Below are 15,207 nucleotides of genomic sequence, written 5' to 3' on the forward strand. Positions count from 1 at the left end.
GCAAAAAAAACGGCGGGGAAATTCCCCGCCGTCCTTGTTTTCCTGGAACGGTATAACTTAGAACGGGTAGTAACGCAGGCTCGTGAACAGCATGTTGTCGTTGGCCGAGGGGGCGCCGCCGACGCCGTCGAACGCCTTGCGCTCGGTGTGCGATGCCTGGGCACCGAACTGCACCTTGCCGTACTTGCCCTGGTAGAAGCGCCACCAGAAGCCAAGGGTACCCTGCGAGATTTTCTGGGTGTTGCCCACGCAGGTAAGCGGCGAACCTTCGATGTTGCAACCTGAGTTGACGTAAAGCGGGTTGCCATAGCCGTAGGGCGTGTTGCCGACGTTGAAGGCTTCCTTCTGCTGGCGTTCCTGGCCGCCGAAGGCATAGATGTCCACGTCGCTGCCGGCATGCAGGGTGAGGCCACCGAGCAGCATGGTTTCCTTGATCGGGGCCAGGCTGCCATCCGGACGGAAGGTCACGTCGGAAAGGCCGGCGGTACCGTAGCGGCCGATACCCTTGCCGCTCATGCCGCTGAACTGGAAGTCGAGGATCTTCGGCACCAGGGGCAGGATCATGCCCAGGCCGAAACCACCACCGTGCTCGGTGTGGTTGGTGCCGCCGAAGCGGTTGTAGAACTCGCGGCTGATGCCGAACACTTCGTAATGGCCCCAACCCGGATCAAGCGCGGCCTTCAGGATCACGTCCGGCGTCTGGTTGAGCGAGATGTTGTTGGCGGAGTTGAAACCCGAGCCGCCGACCTGGTTATACGTCACGCCAGCCGGCACCTTGGTGGTGGCGAAGGTCGTCTGCGGATTTTCCAGCGACAGGCCCAGCCAGAACACCTTGCCCCAGTCCTTCACGATACGGATCTGGTTCTGGCGCGCCCAGGTGAAGCCCGGGACGTACTGCGCGTCGATCGACGGCGGCAGCTGCTCGGTGCGCGGAGTGATGCCCTTGGCATTGAGCGTAAGCAGCGACCAGCTGTCGCCGGCCAAGAGGTGCAAGCCAGCGCTATCCCAATCCAGCGCGGCGTAGACGTTACGCGTGCGCGGTGTGAACGAGTTGCTCTGGTTCTGGTTGGCGGTTTGCGCAGCGCCGAGGAAGTCACCCTCGTAGTAGCCGCTGACATGCACGTCCGGGTTGATGTCGGCCGTGGCCAGCAGCGACAGGCGGCTCTGACGCTCGCTGAATCGCGTTTCGTGCGTATGCGCGGTCGAGGTCTGCTTGTAGGGGATCGAGAAAGTCGACGCCATGTCGGCGCCCAGATCCTTGGAACGGTAGATCGAAGCGGCTTCGAGGAAGCCGCCGAGCGTCAGCTGGACACCCTTGTAATCAAGCTTGCCGGCCTTGGCATCGTCCACGTACTTCTGGGTAGCGGCGATCTGCTTCTGGGTGGCTTCGGTAGCCTGGCCCTGGCTGACATTGATATCGGACTGGGCGTCGGTGCGCTCCTGCAGCGCGCTGACCTGGGCAGCCTGCGCATTCAGCTGAGCCTGGAGGGCGGCCAGCTGCGACTTGAGCATCTCGATCTCGGCCTTGTCCGATGCCGAGGAGGAGGTGGTGCGATGCGTACGAACGGGCTTGGAGGTCGACGCATCGGTCGAGTCCTGCGCGAACGCGACATGGCTAATGAGGCCCAGGGCGGAAGCAACGGCTACCGCGAGCACTTTGGAACGCATGGATTCTCTCCGCTAGGAATAATAGACATCTGTTGGCCCCCCTATCCGCCAGAAACTGTGCGGCAGGAATAGGCGCAGGATGGCGGCGGCCTTTGACGGTTAGATGGACGTTATGTGACAAAACGACTACACCGGTGTCGGCGGCCCGGCTGATATGCTGGATGGATGGATAACGCACCCAACAATGCCGCCACGCGCATGGCCCAGCGTTTCCGCGGTTTCCTACCCGTTGTCGTGGACGTGGAAACCGGCGGATTCAACGCCGAAACCGACGCCTTGCTCGAAATAGCGGTGATCGCCATCGGTATGGACAACGACGGCTTCGTGCACCCGCAACCGGCCGTGTCGGCCCATGTCGATCCCTTTCCCGGCGCCAATATCGATCCCCGCTCGCTGGAGATCACCGGCATCGACCCGTCACACCCCTTCCGCGGCGCCCTGCCCGAGCGCGCGGCGCTGGACCACGTATTCGCCGCCGTACGCCAGGCCCTGCGCAACAGCGATTGCCAGCGCGCCATCCTGGTAGGGCATAACGCCGCGTTCGACCTGGGATTTTTAAACGCAGCCGTGCGCCGGACCGGCCACAAGCGGAACCCCTTCCACCCCTTCTCAAGCTTCGATACGGCCACGCTGGGCGGCCTGGCCTACGGGCAGACGGTGCTTTCCAAGGCGGTGCTTGCCGCGGGACTGGAGTTCGACCTCCGGGAGGCCCACTCGGCGATCTACGACGCCGAACGCACGGCGCAATTGTTCTGCCGCATCTGTAATCGCTGGCGCGAGCTGGAGCAGTACGAACGCGATACCGTCGGCCTGCCCTTCGCTTGAGCGACTGACCCCGGATCCCGGCCACCGGCCGCTGGATCGCAAGAAACCGCGATTCGGTGTGAAAGGGAAGTCGTTGTTCGCGTTAAAGAAGCGCGCCGTGTCATACGGCTGAAACATTCGAATCATCTCATTGCAACACGCCACCCCTGAAATGCCGGGAGCGGGCCCATTGTCCGCCCACCCAAAACAGAGGACTCACCGTGTTCGCCAAATCACGCATCGCCGCCATCATCGCGGCATCGCTGTTTAGCCTCGCAGCCCAAGCGACCGACATCACGGGCGCGGGTTCGAGCTTCGTCTATCCTGTCCTGTCCAAGTGGTCGGCCACCTACGCTGAAAAAACCGGCAACAAGCTTAACTACCAGTCGGTGGGTTCGGGCGCTGGTATCGCCCAGATCAAGGAAGGCACCATCGACTTCGGCGCCTCCGACGCCCCGCTCAAGGCTGAAGACCTCGCCCAGTTCGGCCTGGGCCAGTTCCCGGTCGTGGTCGGCGGCATCGTGCCGGTGGTCAACATCACCGGCCTCACCCCGGGCCAGCTCAAGCTCGACGGACCGACGCTCGCTGCCATTTTCATGGGCAAGATCGTTCGCTGGGAAGACCCGGCGATCGCAGCCCTGAACCCGGGCCTGAAAATTCCTTCCGGCAAGATCACCGTTGTTCACCGCTCGGACGGCTCGGGCACCTCGTTCAACTTCACCAACTACCTGTCGAAGGTCAGCCCCGAGTGGGCCGCGCAGGTGAAGTTCGGCACGGCAGTGGATTGGCCGACCGGCGTGGGCGGCAAGGGTAATGAAGGCGTGTCGCAGTACGTGCGCCAGATCCCCGGCTCCATCGGCTACGTCGAGTATGCCTATGCGATCAAGAACAAGATCACCTGGACGCAGCTGAAGAACGCCGCTGGCAACTTCCTGCAGCCGGACGCCAAGGGCTTTGCCGCCGCGGCCGCCACGGCCGACTGGAAGAGCTCCAAGGACTTCAACCTGATCATGACCAACGCCCCGGGCGCCGACGCCTGGCCGATCACCGCCACCACCTGGGTGATCATGTACAAGAAGCCGAAGAACGCCGAGCACACCAAGGTCGCCTTCGACTTCTTCAAGTGGTCGCTGGAACAGGGCCAGGCCCAGGCCGCCTCGCTCGACTACGTTGCGCTGCCGGCACCGCTGGTCCAGCAGATCGAAGCCTACTGGGCTTCGGATTTCGCGACCAAGTAAGCAATAGGGGACAGGCCTTCGGGCCTTGTCCTACCAACCGACGGCCACCGCGCTCGCAAGAGTCGGTGGCCGCTTCGGCATCTTGAAGACAGCTTAAGGACGCCGCGCCCCATGTCATCGCCATCCATGGTGAACGCTCCGACGTTGACGGCCGACATGGCCGCCCGCAACCGCCGCGACGCGCGGAACGACCGCCTGTTCGCCTGGCTGTTGGCTGCTTGCGGCATGATCGTACTGGTGACCCTGGTGGGCGCCGCCGGTTCCACCCTGTGGGGCGGCCGCGAGGCCTTCGCCAAGTTCGGCTGGCACTTCCTGGTCAGCACCGAGTGGGATCCGGGCACCGATACTTACGGCGCACTGGTGCCGATCTTCGGTACCGTGGTCACCGCACTGATCGCGTTGGTGATAGCCGTGCCGGTGAGTTTCGGCATTTCCCTTTTCCTGACCGAGGTGGCGCCCAATTGGTTGCGCAGCCCGGTGGGTTCGGCCATTGAACTGTTGGCCGGCATTCCCTCGATCATCTACGGCATGTGGGGGCTTTTCATCTTCTCGCCCTTCATGTCGGCACACGTGAAACCCTGGCTCGTGAACTACATGAGCACCCAGCCTGATGATGGCAAGGTGGCGTGGATTCCCGCGCACGTGCCCTTCATCGGCAAGGTCTTCACCAGCCAGTACCCGTTCGGCGGCGGCGTGCTCACCGCCGGCATCGTGCTGGCGATCATGGTGATCCCGTTCATCTCCTCGGTCATGCGCGAAGTGTTCCAGACAGTGCCCACGCGCCTGAAGGAATCGGCCTATGCATTGGGCTCGAGTACCTGGGAAGTGGTGTGGGACATCGTGTTGCCCTATACCCGCTCGGCGGTGATCGGCGGCGTGTTCCTGGGGTTGGGCCGTGCCCTGGGTGAAACCATGGCCGTGGCCTTCGTGCTGGGTAACGCGTTCCAGCTGTCGGCATCGCTGCTTGAGCCAGGCAGCTCCATCGCCTCGGCGATCGCCAACCAGTTCTCCGAGGCCGTCGGCCTGCAGAAATCCGCGCTGATGGCGCTGGCCTTCCTGCTGTTCGTGGTCACCTTCATCGTGTTGCTGATCGCCCGGCTGATGCTGCGGCGACTGGCCAGCAAGGAGGGCCGTTAAAATGGCCGGCAACAACGCCCTTTACGTTCGTCGTCGCATCGCCAATATCGTGGCGCTGCTGCTGTCTTCCCTCGCCACGCTGATTGGCCTGTTCTTCCTGGCCTGGATTTTGTGGGAAACGCTTAAGCAGGGCATCAGCGCCCTCAGCCCCACGCTGTTCACCAAGATCACCGCCTATGGCGAGGATGGCGGCCTTGCCAACGCCATGGTCGGCAGCCTGCTGATCAACTTCATCGGCATCGCCATTGCCACGCCCATCGGCGTGATGGCCGGCATGTGGCTGGCCGAGTACGCCAACCGCTCCAAGCTGGGCGCCTCGGTGCGTTTCCTCAACGACATCCTGCTTTCCGCGCCGTCCATCGTGCTGGGCCTGTTCGTCTACACCATCGTGGTGTTGCCGATGAAAAACCTCACCGACGGCGCGATTACCTTCTCGGGGCTGGCCGGCGGCATCGCGCTGTCACTGATCGCCCTGCCGGTGGTGGTGCGCACCACCGACGAAATGCTGCGCCTGGTGCCTTCCACCCTGCGCGAGGCAGCCCTGTCGCTGGGCGTGCCGCAGTGGAAGCTGACCATGCAGATCCTGGTGCGGTCGGCACGCTCGGGCATCATCACCGGCGTACTGCTGGCACTGGCCCGCATCAGCGGCGAAACCGCTCCGTTGTTGTTCACGGCCTTCGGCAACAACTACATGTCACTGAACCCGATCGACAAGATGGCGAGCCTGCCGCAGGTGATCTACCAGTATGCCAACGATCCGGGCGAAGGCCTGCACGCCATCGCCTGGGCCGGCGCCTTCGTCGTCACCATGTTCGTCCTGCTGCTGAGCCTGGGCTCGCGGCTCCTCTTCGCCCGTTCCAAGGTGTCCAATGACTGATCCGGCCTTCTCCCCCGCCCCCGCCGCCGAGGCCGCCATGGTCCACGCCGGCAACGGCACCCCGGCACCGGCCAAGATCACGGTGCGCGACCTCAACTTCTTCTACAACGGCTTCCATGCGCTCAAGGGCATCAGCATGGACATCCCGGAGAAGCAGGTTACCGCCATCATCGGCCCATCCGGCTGCGGCAAGTCCACCTTGCTGCGCATCTTCAACCGCATCTACAACATCTATCCCAAGCTCGAGGCGAAGGGTGAGATCGTGCTGGACGGGGAGAACATCCTCGATCCGAAGTACTCGCTCAACCGCCTGCGTTCGAAGGTGGGCATGGTGTTCCAGAAGCCGGTGCCCTTCCCCATGACCATCTTCGAGAACGTGGCCTACGGCATCCGCCACCACGAGCGGCTGGGCCGCGCGGAGATGGAAAACCGCGTGGAACAGGCCCTGCGCAGCGCCGCCTTGTGGGACGAGGTCAAGGACAAGCTCAAGCAGAACGCCCTGGGCCTTTCCGGCGGCCAGCAACAGCGCCTGTGCATCGCGCGCGGCATTGCGCTCAAACCCGAGGTATTGTTGCTCGACGAGCCCACCTCGGCGCTGGACCCGATCGCCACCAGCCGCATCGAGCAGCTGGTGGAGGAACTGAAAGCCGATTTCACCATCGTCATCGTGACCCACAACATGCAGCAGGCGGCGCGTTGTTCGGACCAGACGGCCTTCATGTACCTGGGCGAGCTGATCGAGTTCGACAAGACAGAGAAGATCTTCACCAAGCCGAACAAGAAACAGACCGAGGACTACATCACCGGGCGTTTCGGTTAAATCAAGGCACAAGGAATACACATGAGCACGCCGCGCGAACACATCATCAAGAGCTACGACGACGAACTCACCCGGCTGACCGGCGAGATCGTCCGCATGGGCGAACTTGCCGTCACCCAGCTGGAAGCTGCCATCGACGTCATCGAACGCCGTGACGAGCGCGCCGCCCAGCGCGTGGTGATCAACGACGACGCCATCGACCACATGGAGCAGGAGATCAGCCACGACGTGGTGCGCCTGCTTGCCCTGCGCGCGCCGATCGCCGGCGACCTGCGCAACGTGTTCGCGGCATTGCGCATCGCCGCGGACATCGAGCGCATCGGCGACTACGCGGCGAACGTGGCCAAGCGTTCGATCCCTCTCAGCATGGTGGCACCGGTAACTCCCACGCGCAGCCTGGGCCACCTGGCCGAGCTTGCCGCCGCCGAAGTGCGCTCGGTACTCAAGGCCTACCAGGAACGCGATGCGGAAGCGGCCTACAAGGTGTGGAAGGACGACGCCGACCTCGACGACGCCTATACCGCCCTGTTCCGCCAGCTGCTCACGTACATGATGGAAGATCCGCGCAACATCACCCCGTGCACGCATCTTTTGTTCATGGCCAAGAACATCGAGCGCATCGGCGACCACGCCACCAACATCGCCGAGAACGTGTGGTTCCTCGTGCACGGCGAGCCGCTGACCAAGCAGCGGGTTAAGCGCGACCTTACCTCCAGCCCGGACATGGAACCGCCGGTCTGAACGAAGTCCCGGCCACGCGATACCGTGGCCGGGAAGCTAGAGGCTAGGCGGTGAGCTTCAGCCCCGCCACGCCCGCGCCGATCAAGAGCACGCACGCGATCCGCGCAACCGTCACCGGTTCGTTGAACAGTACGATGCCGAGCGCCACCGCGCCGATCACGCCGATGCCCGTCCACACCGCGTAGGCGGTTCCAAGCGGCAGGGTCTTTGCTGCCATGGCAAGAAGTACCACGCTCAACGCCATGGCAATCGCAGTACCGACGCTTGGCCACAGCCGGGTAAAGCCTTCGGAATATTTAAGGCCCACGGCCCAACCGATTTCGAACAGGCCGGCGAGGAAAAGATAGATCCAGCTCATGAAGGCGACTCCTTCAATGGCAGGGTCGTCCCTGCTGAAGGTGTACGCCGACAGGGTCGTCCCTGCCAGGCCGGCGGTGCATTGCGCGCCGCCGGTTCGTGCATTGTATCAAGCGTCTGGGAAGGGACCTGAATGCCCGTTCTGTTTCATCCGCACGCCCTTCGCGATGCCGTAGGCGGCAATGGCGAACCAGGCCAGCTCCTGGACGAAGGCCGCCAGGTTGAAATTGCCGAAGGTGAGGGAAAGCAGGATGCCGATCGCACCGATCAGGTTCATCAGCTGGTAGGTAAGTCCGTTGCCGTGCAGCTTGTGGGCCTGCAATAGCGCAAACGCGCCCAGCATCAACAACACGCCCAACAGACCCGCCCAGTCGTGCCAGTAGAAGCCGCTCATCACTTGCCTCCGCGTTGGCGTAATGCTTCGAACAACACGATGCCGGTGGCGACCGACACGTTCAGGCTTTCCATGGAGCCAGGCATGGGAATCTTCGCCACGAAATCACAGGTCTCGCGGGTAAGGCGACGCATGCCCTCGCCTTCGCTGCCCAGCACCAGTGCGATGGGACCCTTCAGGTCCATCGCATAGATCGACTGGTCGGTGTCACCGGCAAGGCCGGTAAGCCAGACGCCTGCATCCTTCAATTCACGCAGGGTGCGCGCGAGGTTGGTAGCCGCCACCAGCGGTACCAGATCCGCACCGCCCGCCGAGGCGCGGCGCACGGTGGGCGTCAGGCCCACGGCGCGATCCTTGGGCACGATCACCGCGGTAACCTTCGCCGCCGCGGCGCTGCGCAGGCACGCGCCGAGGTTATGCGGATCGGTGACGCCATCGAGCACCAGGAACAAAGCACCGCCGCCGGCTTTTTCGATCAGGTCGGGGAGCTCGTTTTCGGTGAACAATGGCGGCGTGTCGTAAAGCGCGATGGCACCCTGGTGGCGCTCTTCGCCACCGGCCCGCTCCAGGGCCTCCTTCGACGCTTCCTTGACCACGATCTTCAGCTTGCGTGCCAGTTCGGCGATCGCGGTGACTCGCGCATTGCGCGAGCCCCGCTCCACCATCACTTCGCGCACGCGCTCCGGGTCATTCGCCAGCGCACCCTCAACCGGGTTGATGCCGACGATCCATGTTTCGCTCATGCCTTGCCCTTTCCTCTTGGACCGCGGGGAGATTTCTTGGTGGAGGGCGCAGGGCCCTGTCCGCGCTGGCCGCCAGATGACTTACCTGGCGCCGCCTGCTGGCCGCCGCGACCGCCGCCGGGTGCCTTGTCACCCTGTGCAGCGCGACCACCACCTTGCGGGCTGGCTTTCGCACCGGCCTTGACCGGGCCCGCCTGGCGACGGCCCGGGGCCTGTGCGGCACCGCGACCGCCCTCGCCCTGCCCGCGCGGCGTGCCGCCGTACTGCGGGCCGTACTTGTTGCCCGTTTCCTTGGTGGTTGCGGACTTCTGGGGAGCGTGGCGCGGCTGCGGCTTGGGCAACGACGGTTCCTCGGCCTTCTTGCGACCGAACACCTTGCCCACGGCCTTGCCGATGGCCGCACCGGCCGAAGCGATGCGCGAAGTCTTCTTCGCAGGCAACGCCACCGGTTCCGGGCGATGCTCGTGCTTCACCACGGGTTTGGCTTGCGGCGCCTTCACCCCTGGCACCAGACGGAAGTCGATCTTGCGGTCTTCAAGGCTGGCGCGCAGTACCTGCACGCGAGCAAAGTCGCCCAGGCGGAAGCGGTTGCCGGTGCGCTCGCCTTCCAGCAGATGACGGGTGGGCTCGAAGCGGTAGTAATCGTTGGGCAGTTGCGAGATGTGCACCAGGCCCGACACGCGCGATTCGGTCAGTTCGACGAACAGGCCAAACGAAGTGACGCCGGTCACCACGCCGTCGAATTCCGAACCGACGTGTTTTTCCATCCAGGCGCACTTGAAACGCTCGTCGACGTCGCGCTCGGCTTCCTCGGCACGGCGCTCGCGTTGCGAACAATGCACCGCCATGCTCGCCATCGCCTTGTCGGTATAGGCGTACTCACCAGCAGCGCCGCGGCCAATGGCGTAGCGAATGGCACGGTGAACCAGGAGGTCCGGATAACGACGGATGGGCGAAGTGAAATGCGCGTACGCATCCAGCGCCAGGCCAAAATGGCCGAGGTTTTCCGGCGAATAGATGGCCATGCTCTGCGAACGCAGCAGTACCGACTGCACCAGGCTTTCTTCCGGCTTGCCGCGCACCTTTTTAAGCAAGGCTGAGAAATCGGCCGGGGTGACCTCCGACGCCGGCGGCATGCGCAGCTTGAACTCGGCGAGGAATTTCTGCAGGTCTTCGTATTTTTCTTCCGGCGGCGCCGGATGCGCGCGGTAGAGCGCTGGCACCTTTTTCTTCGACAGGAACCTGGCCGCCTGCACGTTGGCGGCGATCATGCATTCCTCGATCAGCTTGTGGGCGTCGTTGCGCTCCTCCGCACCCATGGAGACCACTTCGCCCGAGGGTGCCAGGCGGAATTTCACCTCGGGTGTTTCGAAGTCGATGGCGCCGCGGCGCTTGCGCGCCTTGGACAGCAGCTTGTAGAGCTGGTGCAGGTGTTCAAGTTGCGGCAACACGTTGACCAGTTCGTGGCGGGCGTCGGCGTCTTTCTCGCCGATGGCCTGCCATACGCGGTTATAGGTGCAGCGCGCGTGCGACAGCATCACCGCGTCGTAGAACTTGGACTTCGTGACCTCGCCCTCGGTGTCCACCGTCATGTCGCAGACCATGCACAGGCGCTCGACCTTCGGATTGAGCGAGCAGATGCCGTTGGAGAGGGTCTCCGGCAGCATCGGCACGACGAAACCCGGGAAATAGGTGGACGTGCTGCGCTCGTACGCTTCACGGTCGAGCGGCGAGCCGATCGGCACGTAGTGCGAGACATCGGCAATGGCCACGATCAGGCGGAAACCACCGGTCTTCAGCGGCTCGGCGTAAACCGCGTCGTCGAAGTCGCGGGCGTCCGCGCCATCGATGGTCACCAGCGGCAGCTTGCGAAGATCGGTGCGGCCCTGGCGCTCGGCGGCGGTTACCTGGGGCTCCACTTCCTCGGCCTGGCGCGTAACGTCCACCGGCCATTCAGTGGGCAGGTCGTGGCTGGCGATGGCCATTTCCACCACCAAAGACGGCTGCAGGCGTTCGCCAAGCACGGCCACGACACGGCCCAGCGGGCCACGATGGACGGTGGGTGGATCGGTGATCTCGGTGATCACGATCTGCCCCTGCCGGGCGCTGTTTTCCTGGCCCGCGGGAATCATGATGTCCTGGTGCAGGCGGCGGTCGTCCGGAGTGACCAGGGTCACGCCGTTTTCGCATACCACCCGGCCCACCAGGCGCGAGGAGCGCCGCTGCAGCACTTCCACGATGGCGCCCTGGCGGCGGCCGCGGCGGTCGATGCCGACGACGCTGGCCAGCACGCGGTCGCCATGGAGCACCGCTCGCATCTGCTGCGGTGAGAGGTAAAGGTCGTCGCCACCTTCATCGGGGCGCAGGAAGCCGTAACCTTCGGCGTTGGCCAGCACCAGGCCCGGGATCAGGTGCAGCTTCTGCACCGGCGCATAGCCCAGGCGGCGGTTCTGCAGCAACTGGCCGTCGCGGACCATGGCGTGCAGGCGCTTGCCCAGGGCGTTGATTTCATATTCCGAATGCAGGGAAAGCGCCGAGGCGATGTCCTCGGCGGAGAGCACTTCGCCGCGCTCGGAAAGCAGCGCCAGGATGGCCTCGCGGCTGGCGATCGGCTGGTCGTAGAGCGCGGCCTCGCGCTCGGCGTGGGGGTCGGCGAAACCGGCCTTGGCCTTGCCCTTCGGCGGGCCCTTGCGGCCACGCGGCGCACCGGGCGCGTTGGAGGGGCGGGCGCCAGGGCCCTGGCCGGAGGTGTCTTTTTTACGGGTCACTTAACTACCTTGTTGGATGATGCGCGGGATTGTCGCATCGTTTCGCGAGCCCTGTTGACAAGATGTCAACAGGTACTTAATCTACGCGGCTCCACCTGCCCAGGTGGCGGAATTGGTAGACGCACTAGTTTCAGGTACTAGCGGGTAAAACCGTGGAGGTTCGAGTCCTCTCCTGGGCACCAAGTTTAGCGAAACCCGCAGAGATGCGGGTTTTTGCGTTTCTGGGGGAGTGGCAGGGGTTGCCTGCCGGGTGCTGCCACTAGTCTACGGCATGCACGAAAGACCATTTCCCCTTCCTGAAGAAGTAGACGTCGGCCGCGCCCTCCAGTTCGCCGAACCAGAAGCCATCGCGCGGGCTCACGATATGCTCGACGGAGCCATGCTCGGGCGAGAACGCATAAGCATCGGTGTGGGCATAGGGGCCTGCGTAGGCCAAATCAACATACATGTTGTCGACAGATTCCTTCCGTATCAGTAGCGAGGTCACGCTGTACCCCGATGGTTTACCCAGCACAACGACCAGGCGATAAGTCGTCGCAGTCTTTCCAGGGAGAAGTATCGCGAGGTCAGGATGCCCGTTGCCATCGAAATCGGCACTCGCCACAAGCACACACGAATTGCCTCGACTGGCCGCATGCCGGCGACTGTCCTCGTTTGTGTCCGTGGAAACCGGAAGCCGCTCATGGGGAAACCGGTGCTCGAGCACTCGCGCAAGATCATTCGGGACGAGCTTGACGCAGGGATCTACCATCGCCGACTGGGGCGAAGCCGTGGCAAGTTGCGCAACCAGAAGTCCCGACAAACAGCTAATGATCTTTGTTAAGCGCATTGCACACCCTACCCGGCCTGCCTCGTCCTTAGCTTATCTGTCCACGTGTCCGCCGCGCGGTGTCCGCGGACGGCCCAGTGTGCTCCTGATGGCTTTCGATAGCCCGGATTTAAAGAACATCACGAAGGCGACAAAGGTGGCACGCGCGTTGCAGTGCACATGGTTGAGTGTGCCCTCGGTAGGCGCCAGCGTCCGTCGGCGCCTTCGATTCCTGCATCAGGGAATATCAAATGTTTGCGTACTACTTGCAACTCGGTTTGCGCAGCCTTCGCCGCAACCCGGCGCTTACTGCGCTGATGGTGATCGCCATTGGCGTGGGCGTAGCCACTTCGATGACCAGCTACTCGATCTTCCGCGCCGTGTCGGGAAATCCCATACCGCAGAAATCCAGCCAGCTGTTCGTCGTGCAGGTAGACAACTACGGGCCGCAGAAGAACGATAACGGCGAACCGCCACAAGAAATCGACTACACCGACGCCATGGCGCTGTTCCGTGCCCAAAAGGCGCCCAGGCAGACCGTACTCTATCCCGCACTGCTTTCCTTGCTGCCCGGCGAACCCGGCGCTACGCCAATACGCCCCGCCGGCTACGCGGTGTACGCCGATGCGTTTTCGATGTTCGAGATCCCATTCCTCTACGGCGGACCGTGGTCCGCGTCGGACGACCAGAACCGCGCCACGGTGGCCGTGATCGGACGCGAACTCAACGAGCGCCTGTTTCACGGCGCCAACAGCGTAGGGCGGCAGGTCAGGCTCAACGGCCATGACTACACGATCACTGGCGTCATCGATACCTGGAACCCGACACCGCGCTATTTCGATCCGATCAGCAGCGGCCCTTTCGGCGACGCGATCGAGGTGTTCATACCGATGAGCCGCGCCGTGGATCAACAACTGATCACCCGCGGCAACACCAACTGTCCGGGCGAGAACTATGGCAATGGCTGGGACGCTTTCCTGCGCTCGGGCTGCACGTGGCTGCTCTATTGGGTGGAGCTGCCCAGCGCCGCCGAGGCTACCGCTTACCGCCAGTACCTGCACGGCTATGCCCAGGACCAGCAACGCGCCGGCCGCTTTGGTTGGGCGCCCAACGTTCGCTTGCGCAACGTGTCGCAGTGGCTGGACTACCAGCGGGTGATACCGCCGGAGACCACGCTTTCGCTCTACGTCTCGCTCGGCTTCCTGCTGATCTGCCTGGTCAACACGGTCGGCCTGCTGCTGGCGAAGTTCATGCGGCGCGCCTCTGAGATAAGCGTGCGGCGCGCGCTTGGAGCCTCGCGTCGCGACATCCACGCGCAATTCCTGGTCGAGGGAGGCGCAGTCGGCCTGGCCGGCGGCCTGTTGGGCGTGCTGCTGACCGGCGTCGGCGTATGGAGCATCGACCTGCTGTTCGACCCGCAGATCGCCCGCCTGGCTACGCTGGACGTATCGCTGGTGGCCTGGACCGTGGGCGCCGCGGTCCTCGCCGCCGTGCTTGCGTCGTTCTATCCCACCTGGCGAGCCGCGCAGATCCAGCCCGCCTGGCAACTGAAGAGCAACTGAGGGCACGCGCATGCTGCATATCAAGCCCATCCTGTCCGCCTTGAAACGCCACAAGGTCGGCACCTTGCTGATCGGCTGCCAGATCGCCCTGACGCTGGCGATCATCTGCAATGCGCTTTCCATCGTCCACCAGCGCATCACGCACTTGAACCGCCCCAGCGGCGTGGTCGAGAGCAACCTGCTGGTCATACGCAACGACTGGAGCGATGCCGTCGGTGCCGCCATCGCGCCATTGATCCGGACCGATCTTTCAACCCTCCGCCAGCTTCCGGGCGTGCAGGTCGCGGGAATCAGCTATGGCTATCCCCTGCGTGGCGGTGGCTGGAACTCGGCCATCAGTACCAAGCCCAACGACACCAGCGAATCCCTGGTGGGCTCGCGCATGTTCGCCGACGACCAGGTGCTGCCCGCCCTTGGCGCCACGCTCGTTGCCGGGAGGAATTTCCGCGCGGACGAGGTGAAGATGACCGACTCCCACACCATCGGGGCGCCCGCCGTCATCATTCTCACGCAGTCCCTTGCCGCCAAGCTGTATCCCGACGGATCCGCCCTGGGGAAGCCGGTCTACGTCGGCGATTCGCCCACGCCCAGCACGGTGATCGGTATCGTGCGCTACCTCGCAGGAGTCTCTGCCGGAAGCTGGGCCGACTCGACCTACGACTACGTGATGCTCGAGCCCACCGTGTTGATGGACAAGGGAAATGCCTACCTGGTCCGCAGCAAGGAGGGCCAGCTCGACGCGCTGGCCAAAGCGGGGCCTGCAGCGCTCTTCAAAGCCAATCCGCAGCGGATCATTCCCTCGGGCAAAGGCGAGGACGCCGGCGTCCGCACGTTCTCCGAAGTCCGTGCGCAGGGCTACAAGGGCGACCGCGGCCTGGCGATCATGATGACGGCGATGAGCGCGATCCTGCTCGTCATCACCGCGGCCGGCATCGTGGGGCTGACCAGCTTCTGGGTTGCCCAGCGGCGCAAGCAGATCGGCGTGCGGCGCGCGCTTGGTGCCACCCGCCATGACATCGTGTCGTATTTCCTGACCGAGAATTTCCTGATCAGCGCCGGCGGCCTGGCGGTTGGAGCCGTGCTTGCCTTGCTGCTGAGCCAATGGCTGGTGGCTCGATTCGAAATGCATCAGCTCTCGGCGCTTTACCTGCTGTATGGCGCCATGACAGTCATGCTGTTGGGCCAGGCCGCCACCCTGGTGCCGGCGCTACGTGCTTCGCGCGTCTCCCCGGTGGAGGCCACGCGGTCGGGCTAGCCAATAAGCCTCCCGAACTTGCTGCGAATGACGTC

14 protein-coding genes and 1 tRNA gene are annotated in these 15,207 nt (G+C 63.8%); 9 read left to right on the top strand and 6 right to left on the bottom strand.

Going from position 1 to position 15,207, the window contains the following annotated elements; all coding sequences use genetic code 11:
- Positions 1-57 precede the first annotated feature (57 nt).
- Positions 58-1,668, bottom strand: coding sequence for a hypothetical protein (locus tag NDK18_RS12555; protein WP_250627951.1), 1,611 nt, complete (start codon positions 1,666-1,668; stop codon positions 58-60).
- A 165-nt stretch (positions 1,669-1,833) separates the two neighbouring features.
- Between NDK18_RS12555 and rnt the strand changes: the two genes are divergently transcribed.
- The 6 genes from rnt to phoU all read left to right on the top strand — a co-directional run bounded on the left by rnt (position 1,834) and on the right by phoU (position 7,285).
- Positions 1,834-2,493, top strand: coding sequence for a ribonuclease T (gene rnt / locus NDK18_RS12560; protein WP_250627952.1), 660 nt, complete (start codon positions 1,834-1,836; stop codon positions 2,491-2,493).
- A gap of 200 nt (positions 2,494-2,693) precedes the next feature.
- Complete coding sequence (gene pstS / locus NDK18_RS12565; protein WP_250627953.1) at positions 2,694-3,710, top strand: phosphate ABC transporter substrate-binding protein PstS; 1,017 nt, start codon at positions 2,694-2,696, stop codon at positions 3,708-3,710.
- Positions 3,711-3,821: 111 nt separating this feature from the next.
- Positions 3,822-4,847, top strand: coding sequence for a phosphate ABC transporter permease subunit PstC (pstC, locus tag NDK18_RS12570; RefSeq protein WP_425502691.1), 1,026 nt, complete (start codon positions 3,822-3,824; stop codon positions 4,845-4,847).
- Between the two features lies 1 nt (position 4,848).
- Positions 4,849-5,724, top strand: coding sequence for a phosphate ABC transporter permease PstA (gene pstA / locus NDK18_RS12575; RefSeq protein ID WP_250623864.1), 876 nt, complete (start codon positions 4,849-4,851; stop codon positions 5,722-5,724).
- A 37-nt stretch (positions 5,725-5,761) separates the two neighbouring features.
- Positions 5,762-6,544: a phosphate ABC transporter ATP-binding protein PstB gene (pstB, locus tag NDK18_RS12580; protein WP_250624435.1), complete on the top strand. Its 783-nt coding sequence runs from the start codon at positions 5,762-5,764 to the stop codon at positions 6,542-6,544.
- A 21-nt stretch (positions 6,545-6,565) separates the two neighbouring features.
- Positions 6,566-7,285, top strand: coding sequence for a phosphate signaling complex protein PhoU (gene phoU / locus NDK18_RS12585; RefSeq protein ID WP_250623865.1), 720 nt, complete (start codon positions 6,566-6,568; stop codon positions 7,283-7,285).
- A gap of 43 nt (positions 7,286-7,328) precedes the next feature.
- Here the strand turns inward: phoU and NDK18_RS12590 are convergent, their stop codons facing one another.
- From NDK18_RS12590 to rnr, 4 genes are all read right to left on the bottom strand, one after another.
- Positions 7,329-7,643, bottom strand: coding sequence for a DMT family transporter (locus NDK18_RS12590; protein WP_250623866.1), 315 nt, complete (start codon positions 7,641-7,643; stop codon positions 7,329-7,331).
- A 108-nt stretch (positions 7,644-7,751) separates the two neighbouring features.
- Positions 7,752-8,036 (bottom strand): CBU_0592 family membrane protein, encoded by a 285-nt coding sequence (locus NDK18_RS12595; protein WP_250627954.1) that lies wholly within the window; start codon positions 8,034-8,036, stop codon positions 7,752-7,754.
- Positions 8,036-8,779 carry a 23S rRNA (guanosine(2251)-2'-O)-methyltransferase RlmB gene (rlmB, locus tag NDK18_RS12600; protein ID WP_250627955.1) on the bottom strand — a complete coding sequence of 248 codons (744 nt, stop codon included), beginning with the start codon at positions 8,777-8,779 and terminating at the stop codon, positions 8,036-8,038. The genes NDK18_RS12595 and rlmB overlap by 1 nt, the downstream gene beginning before the upstream one ends.
- Positions 8,776-11,547: a ribonuclease R gene (gene rnr, locus NDK18_RS12605; protein WP_250627956.1), complete on the bottom strand. Its 2,772-nt coding sequence runs from the start codon at positions 11,545-11,547 to the stop codon at positions 8,776-8,778. The genes rlmB and rnr overlap by 4 nt, the downstream gene beginning before the upstream one ends.
- Positions 11,548-11,644: 97 nt before the next feature.
- Here rnr and NDK18_RS12610 point away from each other — a divergent pair.
- Positions 11,645-11,729, top strand: a tRNA-Leu gene (locus NDK18_RS12610).
- A gap of 77 nt (positions 11,730-11,806) precedes the next feature.
- Here NDK18_RS12610 and NDK18_RS12615 read toward each other — a convergent pair.
- Entirely contained in the window at positions 11,807-11,995 is a 189-nt protein-coding gene (locus NDK18_RS12615; RefSeq protein ID WP_250623870.1) for a hypothetical protein, read from the bottom strand.
- Between the two features lie 611 nt (positions 11,996-12,606).
- On the opposite strand from NDK18_RS12615, the gene NDK18_RS12620 reads away from it, so the two are divergent.
- Entirely contained in the window at positions 12,607-13,917 is a 1,311-nt protein-coding gene (locus NDK18_RS12620; protein ID WP_250627957.1) for an ABC transporter permease, read from the top strand.
- A gap of 10 nt (positions 13,918-13,927) precedes the next feature.
- Complete coding sequence (locus NDK18_RS12625) at positions 13,928-15,172, top strand: ABC transporter permease (protein ID WP_250627958.1); 1,245 nt, start codon at positions 13,928-13,930, stop codon at positions 15,170-15,172.
- Positions 15,173-15,207 lie beyond the last annotated feature (35 nt).

The sequence above is a fragment of the Pinirhizobacter soli genome (genome assembly GCF_015905305.1).
In the GTDB taxonomy this organism is placed as follows: Bacteria; Pseudomonadota; Gammaproteobacteria; order Xanthomonadales; family Rhodanobacteraceae; genus Pinirhizobacter; species Pinirhizobacter soli.